Consider the following 22,618-nt stretch of genomic DNA (forward strand, 5'->3'; position numbering starts at 1 on the left):
TGCTGATGCACGCGATGGGCCCGAACGTGGCGGGGGTGATTGGCTCGGCGATTGCTGCCGGGGTGATGCTCAAGTACGTGCTGGCGATGTGAAAACGCATTGTTCCCGGCTCGCGCTGCGCTTAGCCGGGCTACCCGCCCGGACGGGCGCCGCGCGCCGCCTCCGGGAAATACCCCAGGCTACGGCGCAGAAGCCCGATCGGGTGGTACGTAAAACGTCGTATTCCTACTGGATGAGTTCTGAAATCAGTAAATCTGTGGGCCGATTCAGCGCCGTCGGCCCCTAAAAAAGAGAAAATGACCTTTTGATGTCAATTCGCCCAATGTTTGCCCGAAAAATCACGCACTGGTTTGCCCGACGTTCGTTTCAGAACCGCATCTTCCTGTTGATCCTGTTTACCTCGACAATCGTGATGCTGGCCATGTCATGGTATCTCACCAGCATTACGGAGGAACGCCTGCATTACCAGGTGGGACAGCGCGCGCTGATTCAGGCCATGCAGATCTCCGCCATGCCCGAACTGGTTGACGCGGTAGAAAAGCACGATTTACCGCGCATTAAAGAACTTATCGACCCGATGCGATCGTTTTCCGACGCCACCTATATCACCGTCGGTGACGCGAAAGGCCGGCGCCTGTATCACGTGAATCCAGAGGAAATCGGTAAATCGATGGAAGGCGGAGACAGCGACGAGGCGCTGTATAACGCCAAAAGCTACGTGTCGGTGCGTAAAGGATCGCTCGGTTCGTCATTACGCGGCAAGTCGCCGATCCAGGACAGCACCGGGAAGGTGATCGGTATTGTATCGGTGGGCTACACCATCGAACAGTTAGAAAACTGGCTGAGTCTGCAAATCGGATCGCTGATGATCCCGATGGCGATCATGCTGCTTCTGCTGCTCTACTGCGCCCGGCGCTTCTCGCTGCATATCAAAAAACAGATGCTGAATATGGAACCACAGCAGCTCTCACAGCTGCTTATCCAGCAGAGCGTCCTGTTTGAATCGGTCTTTGAGGGGCTGATAGCCATTGACTCCCACTACCGAATTACCGCCATCAATCAAACCGCAAGGAGGCTATTAAACCTGAGCCAGCCGGAAACCATTCTGATTGGCAAAAGCATCAGCAGCGTGATCTCTCAGGAGGCATTCTTCTATGACGCGCCGCAGACAAATAAAAAAGACGAAATCGTCACTTTTAATCAGATTAAAGTGATCGCCAGCCGTATGGCCGTCACGCTTAATAACGAGCCCCAGGGCTGGGTCATTAGCTTTCGCAGTAAAGACGATATCAACACTCTGAGCCTGCAGCTCAGCCAGGTCCAGCAGTACGCGGATAACCTGCGCGCCGTACAGCACGAGCATCGCAATCTGATCTCCACCATTGCCGGGCTGCTGTTTTTAAAACGCTACGATAACGCGCTGGATCTTATTCAGCAGCAGTCTGAGAGTCACCAGAAAGTGCTCGATTTTATTGCCCGCAATTTTAAAGTGAACCACCTTGCCGGGCTGCTGATCGGCAAATATTACCGCGCCAAAGAGCTCGGATTAGAGCTGGTCTTCGATCCCGCCTGTCACGTTGAAACCCTCCCCTCTTCGCTGTCGCATAATGAATGGATCTCGATCGTCGGCAATTTGCTGGATAACGCCTACAACGCCGCCCTACGTCAGCCGGCAGGTTCAAAGCAGATCGAATGCCTGATCAACAGCGAGGGCGGCGAAGCGATCGTCGAGATCGCCGACCAGGGCTGCGGGATTGAGGAATCGCTGCGCGATCGTATTTTTGAGCGCGGCGTGACCAGCAGCGACAGCGGCGATCACGGCATCGGACTCTGGCTGGTTCGCAGCTACGTTGAGCAGGCGGGCGGCAATATCGTCGTCGATGACAACATCCCTTTTGGCACTATTTTTACCCTTTATATCCCCCTGACCCGAGATGAACACCATGGATAGCATCACCACTCTCATCGTTGAAGACGAACCTATGCTGGCGGAAATTCTGGTGGATACCATCAAGCAATTTCCCCAGTTCGAAGTCATTGGCATTGCGGATAAACTGGAAAGCGCAAAAAAGATGCTTCGCCTCTATCAGCCCCAGCTCACCCTGCTGGATAACTTCTTACCCGATGGCAAAGGACTCGATTTGATCCGCCACGCCGTCAATACTCATTATAAAGGGCGCATCATTTTCATCACCGCCGACAACCATATGGATACCATCAGCGAAGCCCTGCGGATGGGCGTTTTTGATTACCTGATTAAACCCGTTCACTATCAGCGCCTGCAGCATACGCTTGAGCGTTTTGCCCGCTATCGCAGCTCTCTTCGCTCAAGCGAGCAGGCAAGCCAGACCCATGTTGACGCCCTGTTCAATATCCAGGCAAAAGAGCACGCGGAAGCCGCAGGCTCTCCGCTGCGGGGTATTGATGAGAGCACCTTTAATCGGGTATTACAGCTCTTTGCCGATCCGGAAACGGTCCATACCGCAGACACCCTGGCCCGTATTCTCGGCAGTAGTAAAACCACCGCTCGCCGCTACCTTGAGCAGGGCGTTAAAAACGATTTCCTTGAGGCTGAAATCAGCTATGGCAAAGTCGGCAGACCGGAGCGGATTTATCACGGTAAACATCCTGCGCATATTTAAGCACCAGGAGATGCCCTGTTGATTGTGCATCTCCTTTCACTCGCTTATTCCACCGTGTAGCTGACAATAATTTGCCCTTTTTTCATCTTCACCTGGGAAATGACGACTTTACCCAGTTCGGACAGGCTGGCCACGTGCGTCCCGCCGCAGGGATAGCTCTGCATGTCGCCGAACCCGACCTTGCGCAGGCCATCGGCAAAAGTAAGCTGACGCGGTAAATTGTCTGCCTGCCAGGCCTCAACTTTTTCCAGCAGCGCGCTGGCCTCGGGCAGCCCGCCATGCGCGCCTGGGGCAAAAATAATACGGCTTTCTCCCGGCCAGTGATGTCCTTTGATCGGCTGCCAGCCCGACAGCTCCCCGGCCTGGGCAAGCGCGTGCCCGGCGGAGTGCAGACGCGCATGCAGCCGCCGGCTCTCTGGATCGATGCGGATCGTGACCTCGCCGGCCGGCAGCGGCTGTGAAACGATATGCGCCACGCTATCGCCGCGGCTAACCACGCCCTCGACGGCGAGGCCGGCAATCCAGCCGCGATCCGCCGGCTGCCCGCCGCCCTGCGGGTGAAACAGCGTGCGATCCAGCTCAATGGCATAGCGGCCATCGGCTTCGCTCAGGCAGTTGACGACTTGCGCAAGGCATTCCTCGGCGTCGCTGGTGTAATAAAGGCGTTCAGTCATGGTTGTCCTCCTCTCTGTCAGGACAGTATATTGATATTGCTGGCGGCGATAATCCCGCCTGACATCAACGCAATTTTGCTCCGGAAGCACAAATGAATCTGAGCCTACTGCCCGACCTCGCTCTGTTCGTACAGATTGTGGAACAGGGCAGCTTCTCCGCCGTCGCGCGCCAGGCCGGCGCAACGCCTTCGGCGATCAGCCGCAGCGTCTCGCGCCTGGAGCAGGAGATGGGCTGCAAGCTGCTGCACCGCACCACGCGCAAGCTGCGCCTCAGCGATGCCGGGAAAATGGTGTATGAACATGCGCTGGAGATGCTGGAATCGGCGCGTATGGCCATGGACTCCGCCAGCAGTACCCAGGCGGTGGCGCAGGGCAAGCTCACGCTCAGCGTGCCGAAAGCCGTGGGACGGTTTGCCATTCACCCGCTGATGCTGGAATTTTTTAACCGCTACCCGAAGATCGACGTCTGTCTGCGGCTTGAGGATCGGGTTCTCGATTTTATTGATGACGGCATCGATCTAGCGCTGCGTATCACCCCTACCCCCTCGCCGGGGCTGCACGGTAAGCCTTTGATGACCATCAGCCACGTCATCTGCGCGACGCCCGGCTATCTGGAGCACTATGGAACGCCGCAAACGCCGCAGGATCTGCGCGAACATAGCTGTATCAGCCTTGGCGAGACGCCCGCCGATTCGCGCTGGAAGTTCCGCCGCGGGGAGAAAACGGAAACGATCCAGACCCACGGCCGCTACGCCGCCAACCATACGGCCGTGCGCCTTGATGCCGTGAAGCAGAATCTGGGCATCGGCAGCCTGCCGCTGTTTACCGCCCGTGAGGCGCTAGCGCGCGGCGAGATTGTGCAGGTTTTACCGGAGTGGGAGTTTATCAGCCTCTATTCCGGCCAGCTCTGGCTACTGTGGTCGGGCAATAAGCATATGCCCGCCAGAATGCGGGCGATGATTGATTATCTTAGCGAGAAGATGAAGCCGGCTTCAGGTAGCCCAGCTCTAACGCCGCGATCGAAAACCACGGAATAAGCGGCTATGAATAAAAACGGGGATGCGATATCACCCCCGTTGATTCATCTTGATGATCAATATCGTTTACTGATGGTGGGTTGTTAAGCGTAATTTATTATAATTAATCAGGCTTCCCGCCTTAATTATCTCCCGCTCTGCTGAGGTGAGCCCCTCCATGTAAAGAGAGATCTCTTTAATGGGGCGATCGTGGCCGATCACGAACGCGGTAATCTGACGCAGATCGGTTTCCAGGGCTGACCTGATCCCCGGGATATAGATGAAGTCGCCGACCTCAAACTCCGGCAGCGCCTTCATCTGCAATGGCAGCATTCCCCAGTTAATCACGTTCGAACGATAGCGCTTCGTGGCATACTGCTGGGCAATATTTGCCAGGCCACCAAGGACTCTCTGGCAGCTGGCGGCTTGCTCTCGTGCGGAACCATCGCCGGGTTTGACCGCATAAACCATGCTGCCAATCTCCGTCTGCTCAAGCGTGACATTTTCCTGCCCCGGCAGTTGGCGGATCCGGGAAAAAACCGCCTCAAGCTGCGGATCCAGGCGACAAGGATCGTCCCCCTCGATCCGTAATTTTTCCAGCGCCGCAATCTTCTTACTACGGCCGACATAGCCCGGATCGCGTCGCGAAAGGGTAAACTCAGCCAGCCCTAACGGATTGGAACGAAATGATGAGGTTTCACCTGATGGAATCAGTTCATCGGTGGTGGTCACCGGATCCATGATTTTTGAGGTCACGTTTAACAAAATATTGTCCGTTAGCTCACCCATCTCCGGCCAGTCTTTTATATTGGGGCCGTAGATCAGCGATTGCCGGGACGCTCCTTTAATAAACCCTTGATAAACCCGGCTCCGATAAGGTGAAGCATCAAATTCATACTGCGGAATGTCTTCCCAGCAATCGAGCGCGGAAGCCGATGTCAGCACGCCCCCATTGGCAGCCGTCGCCGCTATGGAGCGGGCATCCATCAGCGCAACGGCCGACATTTGCCCATTTCCGGGTTTGGACCCTTCCCGGTTGGGAAAATTACGCGTCGTGTGGCGAATGCTCAGTCCATTATGCATGGGCGTGTCGCCTGCGCCGAAGCAGGGGCCGCAAAATGCGGTACGCATAATCGCGCCAGCGCTTAATAAATCGGTCGTTATCCCTTTTTTGGTCAGATCCATCAGCACCGGCTGGGATGAGGGATATATCGAGAGAGAGAAAACGTTGTCACCGCAGGCGTGATTTTTCAAGGCATGAGCCGCTTCGACCACGTTAACATAATTTCCGCCAGCGCAGCCGGCGATGATCCCCTGCTGAATCCGCAGCTTCCCATGTTCGACTTTATCCAGCAGAGAGAGCCTGGCGCGTCCCTGGGAAATGTTATCCGCCGCAATCTCAATCTCGTGCAAAATATCCTGCAAATTCTCATTAAGCGTATCAATTTCATATACGTTGGCAGGGTGAAAAGGCAAGGCGATCATCGGCTTGATGGTGCTTAAATTCACTTCTATGCAGCCATCATAGTAGGCCATCTCTTTTGCTGAGAGCGGACAATAGTCTTGTTCCCTGCCGTGAATACGCAGGTAGTTTTTTGTCTCTTCATCCGTTTGCCAGATGGACGATAAACAGGTGGTCTCCGTGGTCATCACATCTACGCTATTCCTGAAGTCGGTAGACATTGTCGCCACCCCAGGCCCCACAAACTCCATAACTTTATTTTTCACATAACCGCGTTCGAACACCGCGCCAATTATCGCCAGGGCAATATCCTGAGGGCCAACGCCGGGCGAGGGTTTTCCTGTCAAATACACGGCGACAATCTCAGGATAATCAATATCCCAGGTCTCTCCGAGCAGTTGCTTAACCAACTCGCCGCCCCCCTCGCCAACCGCCATGGTCCCTAAAGCGCCATAGCGCGTATGGCTGTCTGAGCCCAGGATCATTTTCCCACCGCCGGCCATCATCTCGCGCATATATTGATGAATAACTGAGATATGGGGCGGGACATAAATACCGCCATATTTTTGTGCTGAGGACAAACCAAATATATGATCGTCGCTGTTGATAGTGCCGCCGACAGCGCAAAGCGAATTATGGCAATTCGTCAGAACATAGGGTAATGGAAAACGTTCCATTCCCGAGGCCTTCGCGGTCTGGATGATGCCCACAAAAGTAATATCGTGGGAGGCCATTGAATCAAATTTAATTTTTAACTGCTGTTCATTCCCTGAAGTATTATGGGCGGAGAGGATCGACCACGAGATCGTTCCCTTGCGTGCCTCATGCTTCTCTAACGCGACTGACCCCTTATCAGCAGCAATAATACCGTGCTGATGTGATATATAGACTCCGTGGTCATACAATTTAATCATCACATATATCCTTAGATGTTGAAAAAACACGCCTGACATTAGCCATTCGGTAAAAATGACTGGCCGCGATTAATAAAATGGGAAGAAAACAGGCAGCAAGATAAAGCTGACAATGACCGATATCAAAATAAGCGGCAATCCAACCTTAACGTAATCGACAAACTTATATCCGCCGGCAGAAAAAATCATCATATTAGCCGGGGTGCCCACCGGCGTTGCGTAAGCACATGAACAGCCGATAACAATCGCCATTAACACCGCCCGAGGATCGGCGCCCATAGAATGAGCAATAGACAGGCCAATCGGCATTAATAAAGCGGCGGTTGCCGTATTCGACATGAAATTGGTTAACACGCAGGAGATTATCAATACGGCGCTCAGAAGTAAGAAAGGCGACGCCTGCTGGCCTAATAACGCGATAATTGAGCGCGCCATAATGGCGCCAGCGCCGGTGGTTTCCAGCGCTTTTGCTAATGCCAGAGTGCCGCCGAAGAGGAAAATCGTCTGCGAGTCGATGGCCTGGTAAGCCTGTTTTTCCGTAATAACCCGGGTCACAATCAACGACAATGCGCCAATTGAACCGACGATCGCAATCGGCAAACCCAGCTGTTTTTCGAAAATCATGCCCAGTACGGTCAGGATTAATACCGATAGCGCAATCACCTGCTTATATTTCGGGCATGACTGCGCTTTAATATTATTAACACTTTGAGGCTGGGCCGCATTCGTTTTTGGCAATATGCGATAGCCGATCGTCACAAAATAGAGTATGCCGCAGGCCAGCATCGGAATGCCTAACTTAGCATATTCAAAAAACCCGAAGCGTTGACCAACCTGCTCCAGCGCCGACTGCGCGATCAGATTCCCGGGTGAGCCGATCAGCGATAAATTTCCCCCCAGCGCCGAGGCAAAAGCCAGCGGCATAAGCAAGCGCGACCGGGCATATCCTGATTTCATCGCTGCGCCAATCACCACAGGAATGAGGACCGCCGCCGTGCCGGTATTGGATAGCAGCCCGGAAAGCGTTCCGCAGACCAACATAATGACGACTATCAGCTGCTTTTCTGTCCTGGCGTAGCGTGTAACCATACTACCAATTTTATCAGTCACCCCGGTTTCGAATAAGGCGCCGCCAACCACAAACATAGCCACAAACAAAATCACATTTTGATTAATAAAACCGGCAAAAGCCGTTTTGACATCAAAAACCCCGGTCACCACCAGAGTAATACAAACAATCATGGCCGTTACCGCTAAAGGTATTTTTTCCCAAACAAACATGACAATAGAAAAAACCAATAGCGACAACGTAATCGTAACTGGAGACATAAATATATCGCACCTCACCTTGCTAAAAGGCTATGTTTTCTTAATAAGAGGACTTCCCCCCGGGCATCAGAGGATGCCCGGGCAAACCTTCATCTCCTTAAAGATTATTTAAATTACCCCCCAGGCGATTAACATCTCCCACCACCATACCCCGAGGGTGATTTGCAGAATAAAAGTCAGCAATGCTAATATCCCACCAATAATCCACCATGATTTGATATCATTATAGCCAACGCCAAAAATAACTGGCCCTGCCGCACCGCCGTAGTGGGTTACCATGCCACCATAAGAGTTGCTGAATAATAGCGCGAGCGCGGTGAGTATTATCGGTGCGCCAGAAACATTCGCCAGCATGGCAAAGACCGGTACCATCGCGACAATATAAGCACTACCTGACGCGAAGAAATAACGAACCAATATGCTCAGTGCGACAATCACAATAAAAGCGACATTGCCGTGGCCATCAAAGGAAATATTATTTTTAAGCGCCTCTGCTAGCCATACGAAAAATCCAACCTTAGAGAGCAATGAGCTTAAACCAATAATCCCCCCGTACCAGATGAGCGTATTCCATCCTCCTTTATTCTTAATCACGTCATCCCAGGTGACGATTTTCAATACCAGCATCAGCGCCATTACGCAGATTGCAACGGTAGACTCATTGACCCCCAGGGCGCTGCTGAATACCCAACCGCCGAGCGCAAGAACAAAGAGGCAAGACAGCATCTTTTCCCGCACCGTCATCGGCCCCAAAGCGTCTATGCCTGTCTGAGCAATCTTTTTATTATCAACCCGCTTTAATTCTGGCGGATACAGCTTGTAGGTAATCAGCGGCGTCAGCAGCAACATAATGATGCCAGGTAGTCCTGCGGCCAGCGCCCATCCTCCCCAGCTCAATTTTAGGTGGCAAATATCTTCGATCATTTTCAGCGCGAGGATATTCCCGGCCATGGCGGTGAAGAACATGTAGCTGGTCGTTTTAGTGACCATATAGATGTTCAGCATGAGGTAATGGCCCACGCGCTTCGCGCTCCGCTCCGGCTCTGACCCTAAGGCGACGGCGACGCTATTGATTATGGGTAAGACAATGCCGCCGGCGCGGGCCGTATTCGACGGCGTGGCGGGCGCCAGAATCAGGTCAAGAAAAGCGGTAACATAGCCAAGGCCCAACGTCGTGCTGCCAATCTTGCCGATAAGAATATAAGCAATTCTTTTACCCAATCCGGTAATCACAAATGCCGCGCTCAGGGTAAATGCAGAAAAGACTAACCAGGTGGTACCTGATGAGTATCCGCTTAATACGCTGGCGGCTTTTATCGAACCGTCACCCAAATTGCCCACAATCACCATTGATGCCGCAACGGCGATCAGCAATACCACGGGTTCAGAAAACGGTTTAATCACTAAACCTACAATCGCTGCCAGATAGATACCGGATAATACCCAGGCAAGTGTTGATAATCCTTCTGGCGCCGGGCATAAACTGATGAGTAACGGTATTGCTATAATAACAAGCAGCTTCCATAATTTATTATTTTGCATTTCCATTCCTTACCTGCACTCAATATTTGAGGATGCTTGCTGAACGTATTCACATGCCTCCCCTCTCCTCTTCTACGGTGGATTGATAGATAAGCGGAGGGTGGATATTTATTCGGGGATGTAAACCGTTCCTGAAAGGATTTTCCGCGCGGTACGTATAACCGATGCCCGAATATCCTCCGGGCGCTCAGCAGTATGACTTAAATCGACGTCGATCCCCCCGCTGGGGTGTTCGACCGTAATAACGCCATCGCCCGATAGCTTCGTCAGTTCATTCGCAATAGTGCCTGGAATAACGCATGCGCTTGCCAGACCAATAGCGCCGGTAATCGCCAGCGATTTATGACAGTTATGCGGCATAAAATAACGTACATTTAGCGTTCCGCCGCTTAGCCCCGGAGAAATCAGAACCGGTTTAGGGATAACCATATTGCTCACATCCCCAAATCCCATAGCCTTCCCGGCCTGACGGCGAATAGATTCCAGCGATTTGAGTAAGGCTGTATCCCGATCTAATTCGCTGGCAGATTCATATCCGGTTTTTCCCAGACTCTGAGCCGGGATCACCACCATAGGCATCGCCATATCAATACAGGTCACTCGTACATTATCAAAGACTTCCATACGATTGCCTGTTGGGAAAAGCTGGCCGGATTTTGCGCCCGCGGCATTCAGAAAAGTCAGCGCAACCGGCGCGGCATGGCCTGGAACGCCATCGATTTGCGTATCGCCTTCATAAATAACCTTTCCATCTGGTGTTTGAACGTCAGCGTCAACAAAGGTATTGGTGTTCACATTTCTTATACGCACTCGCGTAACCGGCGACACCGCCTTAACCAACCCATGTTCAATGGCAAAGCCGCCAACCGCGCACAGCATATTGCCGCAGTTTGGCGTCGTATCCACCCGCCGTTCATTGACGATGACCTGAACAAACAGATAATCGATATCCGCTTTGTCGCTTAGGGATTGACTAATAATGGCCACTTTACTGGTTTGCGGGCTCCCTCCGCCAATACCGTCAATCTCCAGCTCGTGACCGGATCCCATTATGGTTAACAAGCACTCATCACGTTTCTGAATATCCTTGGGTAAATCATCTGCTAATAGAAAGGCACCTTTTGATGTCCCTCCACGCATTAATACACAGGGAATGCTCTTCATAGCATGTTCCTTATCCGCCAGAAATAAATAGAAGAATTGAATAAAACGCCGCGTGAATTTAATTGGTTTTATGTTCTTTAAGGTTTTTATTTACTTAATTAACGGCCAGATAAATCACGCCAGGTATTTTACCAATGCATTCTACTTGCAAGAATTTCGCTGGTTGATAAAATTTTGCCATAAGAGTTATTCCTGCTAAGTATTAATAAAAAAGCATGTCTGCTTAATAATGACTTGTCGTCTACTTAGAACAACGCTTATTAAACCCTACGGAGCAATAATGAAAAATGAACTATCCGGTATGAAAGCCTTTGTCACGGTGGCAGAGCTTGGCTCATTTAGCAAAGCCGCCGAGCAGCTCAGCCTCTCGCAGCCGGCACTCACCAAAAAGATAAAAAAAATAGAGAGTCATCTGAATATTGCGCTGTTCGAACGAACCACGCGAAAACTTGCGCTTACCCAGGCCGGAAAAATACTGCTCCCCAAGGCCAAAGCGTTGATTTCCAGTCTTGATGCGGCAATATTTAACCTCAACGATTCAACGTCTCAATTACATGATACCGTTACGCTATCTTGCATTCCGACCGCCGTATTTTACTTTTTACCGCGCGCTATCGTGCAATTTAATAAAAACTACCCCAACATCAAAGTACGAATTTATGAACAAGGTATAGAAACGTGCATGAACTCGGTACGAAAAGGCGAAGTTGATTTTGGAATAAACATGAACTTCATCACATATCCAGACATCGATTTTATCCCCCTGGTGAATGAGCCTTTTGTTCTGGCCTGTCGGCAAGACCATCCTCTGGCGTGTCGAAAATTAGTCGAATGGCGGGAACTGGTGAGCCAGACCTTAATCGGCGTCAGGAAATCAAGCGGCAACCGACAGTTAATAGAGAAATGCCTGGCGGATAAGCCCTGGCGACTGGATTGGTTTTATGAAGTCAGGCATTTGTCGACCTCGCTCGGCCTTGTCGAAGCCGGACTGGGCGTCTCGGCGCTTCCCTGTCTGGCAATGCCCCATAGCGGCAATAGCACCGTCGTGAGCGTTCCGCTCGTGGAGCCGGTTATCCGGCGGACGCTTGGTATGATCCGCGTAAAGAACAGACCTCTCTCCGCGGCGGCGGAACGATTAGCTTCGCTCTTACTGCTTATGTGGACGGATGAAGCGGGCGCGCTATGGCGCAACGTCGTTGATGCCACTCACAATACCTGAGCGCCGCGCCGGCCGCTTCGTCCCCCGGTTAAGGCGCCAGGGCAATCACCTCGGCCGCCCAGCGCTGAAATCCTTCGACGTCCAGCCCCAGCGCCACCCGAGCATTTGCCGGCTGGCCCAGCCTGCCCTCAATATCAACCACCGTGGTGCCTGAGGTCCATGTGCCCTGGGTTTCTACCGCCACAAAGCACGGTTCAAGGGTAAAGAGCTGCGGGCGAACCAACCACGCAATCGCGCACAGGTCGTGCATACGCAGCCCGCTGCTCATGCTGCCGCTACGGTAGTGGCTAAACAGCGCGTGCAGCATTTTCCCGGTCTGATTCAACGTTGGCAGAGTGGCGAGGTAATCCGGCGCCAGCATCGCCTGATTGGTGACGTCCAGCCCGCACATGACGATATCCAGCCCGCTGTTGAACACTTTAGCCGCCGCTTCCGGGTCGATGGCGATGTTAAATTCCGCATTCGGCGTAAAGTTGCCGCGCCCGGCGGAGCCGCCCATGATCACCAGGCGACGGATGTTAAAGCGACATTCCGGGTACTGGGTCAGCAGAAGCGCAATGTTGGTTAACGGGCCGATCGCCACCAGCGTCATCGGCTCCGGGGCGTGCATCAGCGCGTCGCGGATCGCCTGAAACGCCGGTTTCGCCAGCGGCTGGCGGTGATGTTCAACGAAATCGTAGCCTTCCATTCCGGACTCGCCGTGCACCGAGGCGGCGTCGCGCAGAGGGCGAACCAGCGGCATCGACGCGCCCTGGGCCAGGGGAACATCGGCGTTCCAGAAATGCAGAAGCTGAAGGGCGTTGCGGGTCGTTTTCTCCACCGACACGTTGCCCGCCACCGTGGTCATCAGCTGCAGATCAAGCTCGGGGGCGAACAGCGCTGCGGCAATCGCCGCGGCGTCATCAATGCCGGGATCGGTATCCAGAATGATAGGTAAGCGCATCGTTTCTCCATAAAAAATGCCAGACGTTAAGTCTGGCATCTTCTCATACTGCGGCGGAAAAGAACTTACTCTACTTCACGGACATCTACGCGCAGCTCTTTCGGCACCTCGAAAACGATGTTCTCTTCGCGGCCTTCCAGCGGCACCGCTTCGCCGCCGCCCAGCTCCTGCAAACGCGAAATCACGTTCTGTACCAGGATATCCGGCGCCGATGCGCCCGCGGTCACGCCGACGCAATCCGCTTCTTTGACCCAGGCTTCCTGGATATCGGTCGCGTCGTCAATCAGATAGGCCGCTTTCCCCATCCGCTGCGCCAGCTCGGCAAGGCGGTTAGAGTTAGAGGAGTTCTTCGACCCCACCACCAGCACCACGTCGGCCTGCCCGGCCAGCGCGCGGACGGCTTCCTGGCGGTTAGTCGTGGCGTAGCAGATATCATCTTTACGCGGCCCGACGATTTTCGGGAAACGCTCGCGCAGAGCGTCAATCACGTCGGAGGTATCGTCGACGGAGAGCGTCGTCTGGGTCATAAACGACAGCTTAGCGTCGTTTTTCACGTCCAGCGTCCAGACATCGTCCGGCGATTCCACCAGGTACATCCCCCCCTGCGGGTTGCTGTACTGCCCCATGGTGCCTTCAACTTCCGGGTGACCGGCGTGGCCAATCAGAATGGACTCTTCGCCGCGGCGGCTGGCGCGGGCGACTTCCATATGCACTTTAGTCACCAGCGGGCAGGTGGCGTCAAAAACCGTCAAATCGCGGCTTTTCGCCTCGTTGCGAACGGCCTGAGAGACGCCGTGGGCGGAGAAAATCAGGATGGCGCCGTCCGGCACTTCGCTAATCTGCTCGATAAAAATAGCGCCGCGTTGACGCAGGCTGTCGACAACATAGCGGTTGTGCACGACTTCATGACGCACGTAGATCGGCGCGCCGTATAGCGTCAGCGCGTTTTCAACAATGCTGATAGCGCGGTCAACGCCTGCGCAGAAGCCGCGCGGGTTAGCCAACAGAATCTGCATCTTACCCCTCCAGCGCCGGATCGATCTCCAGCACTTCAACATCAAAATGAACGGTACGCCCGGCCAGCGGATGATTGAAATCAACGGTGATCGAATCGCCGTTCACTTCGCGGATCACGCCGGGCATTTCGCTGCCATCCATTGCGGTAAAGAGCATTATCGCGCCGACTTCCGGCTCGCCCGCGTCGATAAACTCCCGGCGCGAGAAATATTGAATCAGGTCCGGGCTCGGTACGCCAAACGCGGCGTCCGGCTCCAGCGAAAAGGTGGTTTTATCCCCTTCTTTCAGCCCCAGCAGATGCTGTTCAAGACCTTCAGAAAGCGAGGTATCGCCCAGGCGAAAGAGCGCGGGTTTACCGTTATTGCGGGTTGACTCTGCGGTGGAGCCATCGTCGAGCTTTAAGGTGAAGTGCACCAGCACCGCACTGTTGCTCTGTACTGATTTAGACATGCAGGTTGCTCACTTGTTTTGCCCGGCGGCGCCGCCGCCGGGCGAGTTTTGTTACGCCTGTTTCTTCGCAGCCGCGTTCGGTAAGAAGCCTTCCAGCACAATCAGCGCCGCGCCGATACAGATAGCGGTATCGGCGAGGTTGAAGGTGGCGAAGTGCCAGTTCCCGACGTAGAAATCGATCATATCGACGACAAAACCATGCCACAGCCTGTCGAATAAATTCCCCAGCGCGCCGCCAATAATCAGGGCGTAGGCAATATTATTCAGCTTTTGCGTCGCCTTAGAACGATACATCAGCACCGCAAGGATCACGCAGATACCGATAGCGATACCGGCGAAGAACCAGCGCTGCCAGCCGCCGCTGTCGGCGAGGAAGCTAAAAGCCGCGCCATAGTTGCGCGCATAGTGCAGATTAAGCGATGGGAACAGCGATACCGTATCCCCCAGAGCGAAGTTCTGGAGGATCAGGAATTTACTGCCTAAATCGATAATCAGCACGGCTACGACGACCCACAGCCAGCGTAGCCCCGTTGAACAAATCGGTTTACTCATCAGGCAAACTTACGTTTTTCGCCGTCACCGGCGATGTTGCTGACACAGCGTCCGCAGATATCCGCGTGTTCCGCCACCTTGCCGATATCCGTGGTGTAATGCCAGCAGCGCGGGCACTTGTCACCTTCGGCTTTACTCAGCACGACTTTCAGACCTTTGAGCAGTTCACTCTGCCAGGCGTCGGCCGGAGCCTGCGCATAATCGGCAACGTTCGCCCCTGAGGTCAACAGGACAAATCGCAATTCATCGCCCAGCGCGTTCAGCTTCGCCGCGAGATCGGCATCGGCGTACAGCGTTACCGCCGCTTCCAGAGAGCCGCCCACCTGCTTGTCCGTACGAGCCTGCTCGATAACCTTGTTGACTTCGCCACGCACCTTCAGCAGCGCGTTCCAGAAACCGTCGTTCATCGCTTCGTCAGCGTCCAGGCCAAACAGGCCGGTATACCATTCGCCGGTAAAGACGTATTTCTCGCGGTCGCCCGGCAGGTAACCCCAGATTTCGTCAGCGGTGAAGGACATGATCGGCGCCATCCAGCGCACCAGCGCCTCGGCAATATGGTACAGCGCGGTCTGGCAGCTACGACGCGCGATGCTGTCAGCCTTGGTGGTGTACTGGCGATCTTTAATGATATCGAGCCAGAACGAGCCCATTTCGATGGAGCAGAAGCGCATCAGGCGCTGCACCACTTCGTGGAAGTCATAGGATTCGTAGGCTTTGACGATATCATCCTGCGCCGCTTGCGCGCAGCCTACTGCCCAGCGGTCCAGCACGACCATCTCTTCCGGTTTCACCATATCTTTTGCCGGATCGAAACCGTTGAGGTTCGCCAGCAGGAAGCGCGCAGTGTTACGGATACGACGATAGCTGTCAGCGGCGCGTTTGAGGATCTCGTCAGAGACCGCCATTTCGCCGGTGTAATCGGTGGATGCCACCCACAGGCGCAGAATATCCGCGCCCAGCTTGTTCATCACGTCCTGCGGAGAAACGGTGTTGCCGATAGACTTGGACATCTTGCGGCCCTGGCCATCAACGGTAAAGCCGTGGGTCAGTACCTGGCGGTAAGGCGCTTTGCCCTTCATCGCGGTAGAGATCATCAGGGATGACATAAACCAGCCGCGGTGCTGGTCGGAGCCTTCCAGATACATATCGGCGGCGTGACCGGCGAATTCAGGACGCACGTCAACGACGGAAGAGTGGGTCGAGCCGGAGTCAAACCAGACGTCCAGCGTATCCGGCACCTTCTCGTAGCTATCCGCGTCGGCGCCGAGGATGTCGCGGGAATCGAGATCCCACCACGCCTGGATGCCGTCGACTTCTACGCGTTTCGCCACTTCTTCCATCAGTTCCAGCGTGCGCGGATGCAGCTCTTGCGTCTCTTTATGCACGAACAGCGACATCGGTACGCCCCAGGTGCGCTGACGGGAGATACACCAGTCAGGACGATTGGCGACCATCGATTCGATACGCGCCTGGCCCCAGTCAGGGATCCACTGCACGCCTTTGATTTCGGAAAGCGACTGTTTGCGCAGACCTTTTTGATCCATGCTCACGAACCACTGCGGCGTGGCGCGGAAGATGATCGGCGTTTTGTGACGCCAGCAGCACGGGTAGCTGTGCTGCATTTTTTCAACGTGCAGCAGCGCGCCTTTTTCTGACAGCAGCGCAACGACAACATCGTTGGCTTTAAAGACGTTTACGCCGTCCAGCGTTGGATAGGTTCCCGGCAGATAGGCGCCGTCCGGGCCAACCGGGTTCGCCACTTCCAGGCCATATTTTTGACCGATGACATAGTCATCCGGACCGTGGCCTGGCGCGGTATGCACCGCACCGGTACCCGCGTCCAGCGTGACGTGATCGCCCAGGATCGCCGGGACGTCAAAATCGAGGAACGGGTGCTTAAAGCGCATCAGCTCCAGCTCGGCGCCGTTCACCACCGCCAGGATGGTGTAATCAGCAATGCCGGCGCGCTTCATCACGCTGTCGACCAGGTCTTTTGCCAGGATCAGCGCCTGACCGTCAACCTGCACCAGCGCATAGTCAAACTCCGGGGAGAGCGAGATGGCGCGGTTCGCCGGCAGGGTCCACGGGGTGGTAGTCCAGATAACCAGAGAAACCGGGCCGTTGACGTCGGCCACGCCAAATTTCGCCAGCACCGCCGCTTTATCGGCCGCGTGGAACGCCACGTCGATGGACGGAGAGGTTTTGTCGTAATACTCAACTTCCGCTTCCGCCAGCGCGGAGCGGCAGTCTACGCACCAGTGCACCGGCTTAGCGCCTTTGTGCAGATGGCCGTTGCCGATGATTTTACCCAGCGCGCGGATGATGTTGGCTTCGGTTTTGAAGTCCATGGTCAGGTACGGGTGCGACCAGTCGCCCAGCACGCCCAGACGGATAAAGTCTTTACGCTGTCCGTCAACCTGGGTGGCGGCGTATTCGCGGCACTTAGCGCGGAACTCGGCGGCGGTGAATTTCTCACCCGGCTTGCCGTACTCCTGCTCCACTTTCAGCTCGATCGGCAGACCGTGGCAGTCCCAGCCCGGTACGTACGGAGAGTCATAGCCCGCCAGCCCTTTGGACTTAACGATAATGTCTTTCAGAATCTTGTTAACCGAGTGACCAATATGAATGCTGCCATTCGCATAAGGAGGGCCATCATGCAGAATGAAGGTTTTTTTGCCTTTTTTGGCTGCACGAATGATGCCGTACAGGTCATCATCGGTCCAACGCGCCAGCATTCCCGGTTCACGCTTGGCGAGGTCGCCGCGCATCGGGAACCCTGTTTCCGGCAAATTCAGGGTCGATTTATAGTCACTCATCAGATTCTCGGTTCCGTATTTCGGTTTGATAAACACCGTCAGGGTTATGCCTGGCCGGTTAGCCCAAAGAAGTCGCGGGCCGTTAACTCATCACGTGCGATTTGCGTTTTCAGCTCATCAAGCGACGCAAATCGCTGCTCGTTACGTATTTTTTTACGCAGTATTACATCTATATGGCGACCGTAGAGGTCCATTACAACATCCAGGAGATGAACTTCCAGCTGCTGACGCACGCCGGAGACCGTTGGACGAGTACCAATGTTGGCGACGCCCATAAAAGGTTTGGCGCCAAGCCCTGTCACTTCTACCGCATAGACCCCTTTTACCGGGGAAACCTGACGGCGCAGCGGTAAATTCGCCGTCGGGAAGCCTATTGTGCGCCCAAGTTCATCGCCGTGCACGACGCGACCGGAGATAGTAAACGGATGCCCCAGCAGCGTCTCCGCGAGGGGCAGATCGTCGTCCGCCAGCGCCTGACGTACCGCCGTGCTGCTGATGCGCACGCCGCCTTCACAGAAGGTTTGAGTGCTGGTGACGTCAAAGCCGAACTCCACGCCGGCTTTTTGCAGTAACAAGAAATCCCCCTGGCGACCGGCGCCAAAGCGGAAATCATCGCCAACGGCGAGGAACTGGACGCCCAGCTGGCGCACCAGCAGTTCGCTGATAAAGTCCTGGGCGGTCAATGCCGCAAAGCGCCGATCGAAGCGCACGCACAGTACGTAATCGACGCCGCTTTCGGCCAGATAATTCAGCTTCTCACGCAGGCGCGTTAAACGCGCGGGCGCTTTATCGGCGGCAAAAAGCTCAAGCGGCTGTGGTTCAAAAATCATCACCACCACCGGTAAGCCACGCTGGCGACCTTCTGCACGCAAACGCTGCAATAATGCCTGGTGCCCGCGATGCACGCCGTCAAAATTTCCAATGGTCAGCACACACCCGTGCGGGGCCTGACTGAGATTATGTATGCCGCGTATCAGCTTCATGTCTGGCTCAAAACAGTGAAAATCGTCCGAGTATACCTTGTACAACTGGCGACGTTAACCAGCGATTGCACCTCTTCACCGAAAGATCCCGGGAATTCATTCACTCAGCGCGAGATTGCGGGAAAATCTCTCCGGGGTCGTCGATTTTTATGGTCGAAAGGCTGTATTCGCCTGCAACAAGCTGGTAGAATCTTGCGCCATCACTACGTAATAAAGCGTTGTTGGTTTAAACGACGCTTATTTGCACAAATCCATTGACAAAAGAAGGCTAAACGGGCATTCTCCTCGGCCTTTGAATTGTCCATATAGAACACATTTGGGAGTTGGACCTTGGCTAATATCAAATCAGCTAAGAAGCGCGCCGTTCAGTCTGAAAAGGCCCGCAAGCACAACGCTAGCCGCCGCTCTATGATGCGTACTTTCATCAAGAAAGTATACGCAGCTATTGAAGCTGGCGACAAAGCTACTGCACTGAAAGCATTTAACGAAATGCAACCAATCGTGGACCGTCAGGCTGCTAAAGGTCTGATCCACAAAAACAAAGCTGCGCGTCATAAAGCAAACCTGACCGCTCAGATCAACAAACTGGCTTAATCGCCTGCTTGTTGTCGCTTTGTAAAAAAACCCGCGAAAGCGGGTTTTTTTATGCCTGTCGTTTATCACGTAATACGTCACGACTCGCGTTCTGGTTATCGCAGCCAGCTCATGCTTCCGCATGAGCTGGTGCGGCGTTTTCCCGCGCGGCAAGAAACCGTTCTGGCCTATGCCTGAGGCGGCGTAAAGAGCGCCGAATAGTCGCGATGACAAATACGCTGCACCGCCGGATGCTGGATCATTCGTTCGGCAAAGATGGCGTGATACTCCTCCATGACGTTGTCCATGCGTCCGATCTCGACTATCGACTCATCGCTATAGAAATCATGCGCATAGAGCGTCGGTGCGACAAATATCGCATTGTGCGCCGCGCCGAAGGCCTTCATCAACGCCGCATCATCAAACTCGCCCAGAATTTCCACCTGCAAACCCTGCGAGTTAAACCAGTTCAGCAGCTTGCGCCCTAACATGGAACGGCGGCCGGGAATCAGCAGTCGACGTTCTTCCAGACAGCCGGGGAACGGTTTTTCCGGCGGCGGATTCATGCACCAGAAGCTCACGCTGCACTCCCCGATTTTCACCGAAAACAGCCCTTCCTGCTGGGTGGAATCGATGGGGCAGTCGGAGATAATCATATCGAGTTTATGCTGGCTTAGCTGCTCCAGCAGCATTTCGTGGGTCGACTCGAAGCAGCGTAAATGGATCTGTTCATTCTCGACGACCGCGGCATCCAGTACGCCGCTCACCAACCTTTTCGACAGCGCGTCCGCAACGCCAACATCAAACAGCAGATTCGACTCTTTACGGTAGTTAACGATGTCGAGCATCTCCTGGCTCAGCGTAAACATGCGATCCGCATAGCGGAACACCAGTTCACCTAATTCGCTAGGCTCCAGTCCCCTTCCTTTGCGCTTGAACAATTTCCCCTGCAGGCGTTCTTCCAGCGCCTTTATTTGCCCGGTAATGGTCTGCGGCGTCAGGAACAGCGCTTCCGCCGCGCCAACAACGGAGCCCTCTTTGTAGACATGCCAGAAGTAATACAGGTGGTTGTAGTTGATATGCGACATGCTTCTCTCCCTGATAATGTCCAGGAGAGCCGTAGCGGCTCTCCGTGAGATGTTAAGCCGCGTAGCCCGAATCCGTTACGCGCTTACGCAATATTATGTACCCCGTGACGGCCGATAATATCGATCCAATCAGGATGCCAAGCTTGGCCCAGTTGATCAATCCGGGGTCGACGCTACCGAAGGCAAGGGTGGCAATAAAGATCGACATTGTGAAGCCAATCCCACACAGGATGCCGACCGCCATAATTTGCTTACAGGTGGTTCCTTCGGGTAACGAAGCCCATTTCAGCTTCAGTGCCAGCCAGCAGAAGACGCTAATACCCAACGGCTTACCGATAAACAGCCCGGCAATAATACCCAACGGCAGCAGTGAGGTCAGCCCTTCGACCGTGACGCCCTGCAAAGAAACGCCCGCGTTAGCGAAGGCGAACAGGGGCAGGATCAGAAATGCCACCCACGGATGCAGCACGTGCTCAAGCTGCTTCGCCGGCGATTTGCCGTCCTGCTCTTTTAGCGGGATCATAAAGCCGACAATGACCCCGGCCAGCGTTGCGTGAACCCCCGACTTAAGAACCGCGGTCCAGAGTATGGCGCCCACCAGAATATAGATCCCGGTACGCCGTACGCCGCACAGATTTAACCCCGCCAGCACAGCAATGGCTCCGGCAGCAACAACCAGTGACACGACGGAAAGATCGTGCGTATAGAACAGCGCAATAATAATAATGGCGCCCAGATCGTCGATAATGGCCAGCGCCATCAGGAAAATCTTCAGCGCGGCGGGCACCCGATTTCCCAGCAGCGCCAGTACGCCCAGCGCGAAGGCAATATCGGTGGCGGCCGGAATTGCCCACCCTTCTCTGGCAATCGAATCCTGGCCGTTAAACGCCAGGTAGACCAGCGCCGGCACCACCATGCCGCCCAACGCCGCGACCACCGGAAACACCGCCTGGCGACGGCTGGCCAATGCCCCCTGATTCATTTCACGCTTCACTTCCAGACCGATAAGCAGGAAAAATACCGCCATCAGCGCGTCGTTAATCCACAACAGCATGTTCTTGTTGATCTCTAACGCACCTACGCGCAGCTGGACGGGCGTTTCCAGAAAAGAGCGATACAGGCCGCTGGTCATGCCGGTATTGGCTAATAACATGGCCATGATGGCGGCCAGGATTAAGATAATGCCCCCGGAAGCATCGCTCTGAAAAAAACGCTGCAGATGTTTCACTTTTACCTCACCTTATCCGCAAACAACTCGATAAAAGTATAATACATATGCGGAAACCTCGAAAAAATCAGTTTTAAATTGCCATTAGACTCGATTTTTACGAATTAACCCTCGTTAAGAGATTGGCCGTCCGATCGTCAGTGGGGGCGCTGCGTTGTCCGGACAGGAAGTCAGAGGTACGCCAGCTCCATCCTCAACGGACCATAAGGAAAGGATCCGTATCGCCATCTTCAAGGTTATGCGTATTAGCTTAGCGTGAATGGGATGAAGCATGAGCGATTGCCGCGATCGTCGACGCTTTTTATGTCCCCATAAGATATTTAAAAATTATACCAATGGGAAATCTCTCTTTACGTCATTAGCATGATTGACAGGATAATCAATATATGAATATCTCGACAATTGCTGTACCAAGAAAGTTTAAAAGGTGGCTACTAATCTAATAAACACCTTTGCCCTGAAAAGTATTAAAAAGCCGTGGGTAATTTTTTCATATCTATTAAACGGCCGCCATCAATAGTTATATAGCCGCCTTTTTTCAGTTCAGAGAGAAGCTTCATGGTACGGCTACGGGATATTCCTGTTCGGCGTTGAATGAAGTTAAGCACATTAATACTTTGTCGATATTCGCTGGCATAAGCCCAAAGCTCGATTAATAACGATCTCACCTTCAGATAAGAATCCACACCGACCAGTTCACGATCGCGTACGCTCATGACCATCAGACGATAGGCAAGTATTCGTGCGACATCGTGCCACAGATCGCACTCATCAACAGTCTTGATAAAGGCGGGCAGAGACACTGCGCGCCCGCTGCACTTCGTTTCCGCTATCAGAAAGTGTTCTGGCCGGGTCGGAACATTGTAAGTCACCCCATAACTATCGACTAATCCGATAATGGCGGGAGCAAAAGAGGAATTAACATGAAGTCCGCTGCCACAGCGGCAAAACGAATCTATGGTCACTCCCGTTTTTGCAACACCGATTTTGACGACAAGTTGGCTTG

20 protein-coding genes are annotated in these 22,618 nt (G+C 53.9%); 6 read left to right on the forward strand and 14 right to left on the reverse strand.

Annotated elements, in window-relative coordinates:
* From ABLV30_RS26575 to ABLV30_RS26585, 3 genes are all read left to right on the forward strand, one after another.
* Positions 1-92: sodium ion-translocating decarboxylase subunit beta (locus ABLV30_RS26575; protein WP_139104196.1), on the forward strand; the 92-nt coding region annotated here is incomplete at its 5' end.
* Positions 93-322: 230 nt separating this feature from the next.
* The gene (locus ABLV30_RS26580) at positions 323-1,951 is read left to right on the forward strand and encodes a sensor histidine kinase (RefSeq protein ID WP_014227876.1); all 1,629 of its coding nucleotides are present in this window, start codon (positions 323-325) and stop codon (positions 1,949-1,951) included.
* A complete protein-coding gene (locus ABLV30_RS26585) occupies positions 1,944-2,642 on the forward strand; it encodes a response regulator (RefSeq protein WP_004098499.1) in 699 nt (232 codons plus the stop codon). Before ABLV30_RS26580 ends, ABLV30_RS26585 begins: the two co-directional genes overlap by 8 nt.
* Positions 2,643-2,686: 44 nt before the next feature.
* Here ABLV30_RS26585 and ABLV30_RS26590 read toward each other — a convergent pair whose 3' ends face one another.
* Entirely contained in the window at positions 2,687-3,316 is a 630-nt protein-coding gene (locus tag ABLV30_RS26590) for a hypothetical protein (RefSeq protein ID WP_014227875.1), read from the reverse strand.
* A gap of 92 nt (positions 3,317-3,408) precedes the next feature.
* Here ABLV30_RS26590 and ABLV30_RS26595 point away from each other — a divergent pair, with 92 nt between their 5' ends.
* Entirely contained in the window at positions 3,409-4,353 is a 945-nt protein-coding gene (locus ABLV30_RS26595) for a LysR family transcriptional regulator (protein WP_064406659.1), read from the forward strand.
* A 66-nt stretch (positions 4,354-4,419) separates the two neighbouring features.
* Here the strand turns inward: ABLV30_RS26595 and ABLV30_RS26600 are convergent, their stop codons facing one another.
* The 4 genes from ABLV30_RS26600 to ABLV30_RS26615 all read right to left on the reverse strand — a co-directional run bounded on the left by ABLV30_RS26600 (position 4,420) and on the right by ABLV30_RS26615 (position 10,743).
* Positions 4,420-6,708, reverse strand: a complete 2,289-nt coding sequence (locus tag ABLV30_RS26600; RefSeq protein WP_265802169.1) for a hydratase — start codon at positions 6,706-6,708, stop codon at positions 4,420-4,422.
* A 69-nt stretch (positions 6,709-6,777) separates the two neighbouring features.
* Complete coding sequence (locus tag ABLV30_RS26605) at positions 6,778-8,037, reverse strand: SLC13 family permease (protein ID WP_265802170.1); 1,260 nt, start codon at positions 8,035-8,037, stop codon at positions 6,778-6,780.
* A gap of 108 nt (positions 8,038-8,145) precedes the next feature.
* Positions 8,146-9,579, reverse strand: coding sequence for an anion permease (locus tag ABLV30_RS26610; RefSeq protein ID WP_265802171.1), 1,434 nt, complete (start codon positions 9,577-9,579; stop codon positions 8,146-8,148).
* A gap of 108 nt (positions 9,580-9,687) precedes the next feature.
* Positions 9,688-10,743, reverse strand: coding sequence for a 4-oxalomesaconate tautomerase (locus ABLV30_RS26615; protein ID WP_048263803.1), 1,056 nt, complete (start codon positions 10,741-10,743; stop codon positions 9,688-9,690).
* A 280-nt stretch (positions 10,744-11,023) separates the two neighbouring features.
* Between ABLV30_RS26615 and ABLV30_RS26620 the strand changes: the two genes are divergently transcribed.
* The gene (locus ABLV30_RS26620; RefSeq protein WP_014227868.1) at positions 11,024-11,962 is read left to right on the forward strand and encodes a LysR family transcriptional regulator; all 939 of its coding nucleotides are present in this window, start codon (positions 11,024-11,026) and stop codon (positions 11,960-11,962) included.
* A 28-nt stretch (positions 11,963-11,990) separates the two neighbouring features.
* Here ABLV30_RS26620 and rihC read toward each other — a convergent pair whose 3' ends face one another.
* The 6 genes from rihC to ribF form a co-directional block, all read right to left on the reverse strand.
* The gene (gene rihC, locus ABLV30_RS26625; protein ID WP_025108499.1) at positions 11,991-12,905 is read right to left on the reverse strand and encodes a ribonucleoside hydrolase RihC; all 915 of its coding nucleotides are present in this window, start codon (positions 12,903-12,905) and stop codon (positions 11,991-11,993) included.
* Positions 12,906-12,970: 65 nt separating this feature from the next.
* Positions 12,971-13,921 carry a 4-hydroxy-3-methylbut-2-enyl diphosphate reductase gene (gene ispH, locus ABLV30_RS26630; RefSeq protein WP_014227866.1) on the reverse strand — a complete coding sequence of 317 codons (951 nt, stop codon included), beginning with the start codon at positions 13,919-13,921 and terminating at the stop codon, positions 12,971-12,973.
* 1 nt (position 13,922) lies between these two features.
* A complete protein-coding gene (fkpB, locus tag ABLV30_RS26635; RefSeq protein WP_004098486.1) occupies positions 13,923-14,372 on the reverse strand; it encodes an FKBP-type peptidyl-prolyl cis-trans isomerase in 450 nt (149 codons plus the stop codon).
* Positions 14,373-14,423: 51 nt separating this feature from the next.
* Positions 14,424-14,924: a signal peptidase II gene (gene lspA, locus ABLV30_RS26640; protein ID WP_004098485.1), complete on the reverse strand. Its 501-nt coding sequence runs from the start codon at positions 14,922-14,924 to the stop codon at positions 14,424-14,426.
* Positions 14,924-17,740: an isoleucine--tRNA ligase gene (ileS, locus tag ABLV30_RS26645; RefSeq protein WP_224385284.1), complete on the reverse strand. Its 2,817-nt coding sequence runs from the start codon at positions 17,738-17,740 to the stop codon at positions 14,924-14,926. The genes lspA and ileS overlap by 1 nt, the downstream gene beginning before the upstream one ends.
* Before the next feature lie 44 nt (positions 17,741-17,784).
* Entirely contained in the window at positions 17,785-18,723 is a 939-nt protein-coding gene (gene ribF, locus ABLV30_RS26650; protein ID WP_265802172.1) for a bifunctional riboflavin kinase/FAD synthetase, read from the reverse strand.
* 330 nt (positions 18,724-19,053) lie between these two features.
* Here ribF and rpsT point away from each other — a divergent pair, with 330 nt between their 5' ends.
* Positions 19,054-19,317: a 30S ribosomal protein S20 gene (gene rpsT / locus ABLV30_RS26655; RefSeq protein ID WP_003018940.1), complete on the forward strand. Its 264-nt coding sequence runs from the start codon at positions 19,054-19,056 to the stop codon at positions 19,315-19,317.
* Between the two features lie 167 nt (positions 19,318-19,484).
* Here rpsT and nhaR read toward each other — a convergent pair whose 3' ends face one another.
* From nhaR to ABLV30_RS26670, 3 genes are all read right to left on the reverse strand, one after another.
* Positions 19,485-20,384: a transcriptional activator NhaR gene (gene nhaR / locus ABLV30_RS26660; protein WP_014227863.1), complete on the reverse strand. Its 900-nt coding sequence runs from the start codon at positions 20,382-20,384 to the stop codon at positions 19,485-19,487.
* Between the two features lie 52 nt (positions 20,385-20,436).
* Positions 20,437-21,612 carry a Na+/H+ antiporter NhaA gene (gene nhaA / locus ABLV30_RS26665; protein ID WP_032747878.1) on the reverse strand — a complete coding sequence of 392 codons (1,176 nt, stop codon included), beginning with the start codon at positions 21,610-21,612 and terminating at the stop codon, positions 20,437-20,439.
* 467 nt (positions 21,613-22,079) lie between these two features.
* A partial coding sequence (locus ABLV30_RS26670; protein WP_348865695.1) for a helix-turn-helix domain-containing protein occupies positions 22,080-22,618 on the reverse strand: 539 nt, incomplete at its 5' end.

The organism is Klebsiella sp. CN_Kp113, assembly GCF_040064585.1.
In the GTDB taxonomy this organism is placed as follows: Bacteria; Pseudomonadota; Gammaproteobacteria; order Enterobacterales; family Enterobacteriaceae; genus Klebsiella; species Klebsiella michiganensis.

Bases quoted from the DNA above. Each gene is read 5' to 3' on its own strand.
- ABLV30_RS26580 (WP_014227876.1), top strand. From the start codon at position 323: ATGTTTGCCCGAAAAATCACGCACTGGTTTGCCCGACGTTCGTTTCAG.
- ABLV30_RS26585 (WP_004098499.1), top strand. From the start codon at position 1,944: ATGGATAGCATCACCACTCTCATCGTTGAAGACGAACCTATGCTGGCG.
- ABLV30_RS26590 (WP_014227875.1), bottom strand. From the start codon at position 3,316: ATGACTGAACGCCTTTATTACACCAGCGACGCCGAGGAATGCCTTGCG.
- ABLV30_RS26595 (WP_064406659.1), top strand. From the start codon at position 3,409: ATGAATCTGAGCCTACTGCCCGACCTCGCTCTGTTCGTACAGATTGTG.
- ABLV30_RS26600 (WP_265802169.1), bottom strand. From the start codon at position 6,708: ATGATTAAATTGTATGACCACGGAGTCTATATATCACATCAGCACGGT.
- ABLV30_RS26605 (WP_265802170.1), bottom strand. From the start codon at position 8,037: ATGTCTCCAGTTACGATTACGTTGTCGCTATTGGTTTTTTCTATTGTC.
- ABLV30_RS26610 (WP_265802171.1), bottom strand. From the start codon at position 9,579: ATGCAAAATAATAAATTATGGAAGCTGCTTGTTATTATAGCAATACCG.
- ABLV30_RS26615 (WP_048263803.1), bottom strand. From the start codon at position 10,743: ATGAAGAGCATTCCCTGTGTATTAATGCGTGGAGGGACATCAAAAGGT.
- ABLV30_RS26620 (WP_014227868.1), top strand. From the start codon at position 11,024: ATGAAAAATGAACTATCCGGTATGAAAGCCTTTGTCACGGTGGCAGAG.
- rihC (WP_025108499.1), bottom strand. From the start codon at position 12,905: ATGCGCTTACCTATCATTCTGGATACCGATCCCGGCATTGATGACGCC.
- ispH (WP_014227866.1), bottom strand. From the start codon at position 13,921: ATGCAGATTCTGTTGGCTAACCCGCGCGGCTTCTGCGCAGGCGTTGAC.
- fkpB (WP_004098486.1), bottom strand. From the start codon at position 14,372: ATGTCTAAATCAGTACAGAGCAACAGTGCGGTGCTGGTGCACTTCACC.
- lspA (WP_004098485.1), bottom strand. From the start codon at position 14,924: ATGAGTAAACCGATTTGTTCAACGGGGCTACGCTGGCTGTGGGTCGTC.
- ileS (WP_224385284.1), bottom strand. From the start codon at position 17,740: ATGAGTGACTATAAATCGACCCTGAATTTGCCGGAAACAGGGTTCCCG.
- ribF (WP_265802172.1), bottom strand. From the start codon at position 18,723: ATGAAGCTGATACGCGGCATACATAATCTCAGTCAGGCCCCGCACGGG.
- nhaR (WP_014227863.1), bottom strand. From the start codon at position 20,384: ATGTCGCATATCAACTACAACCACCTGTATTACTTCTGGCATGTCTAC.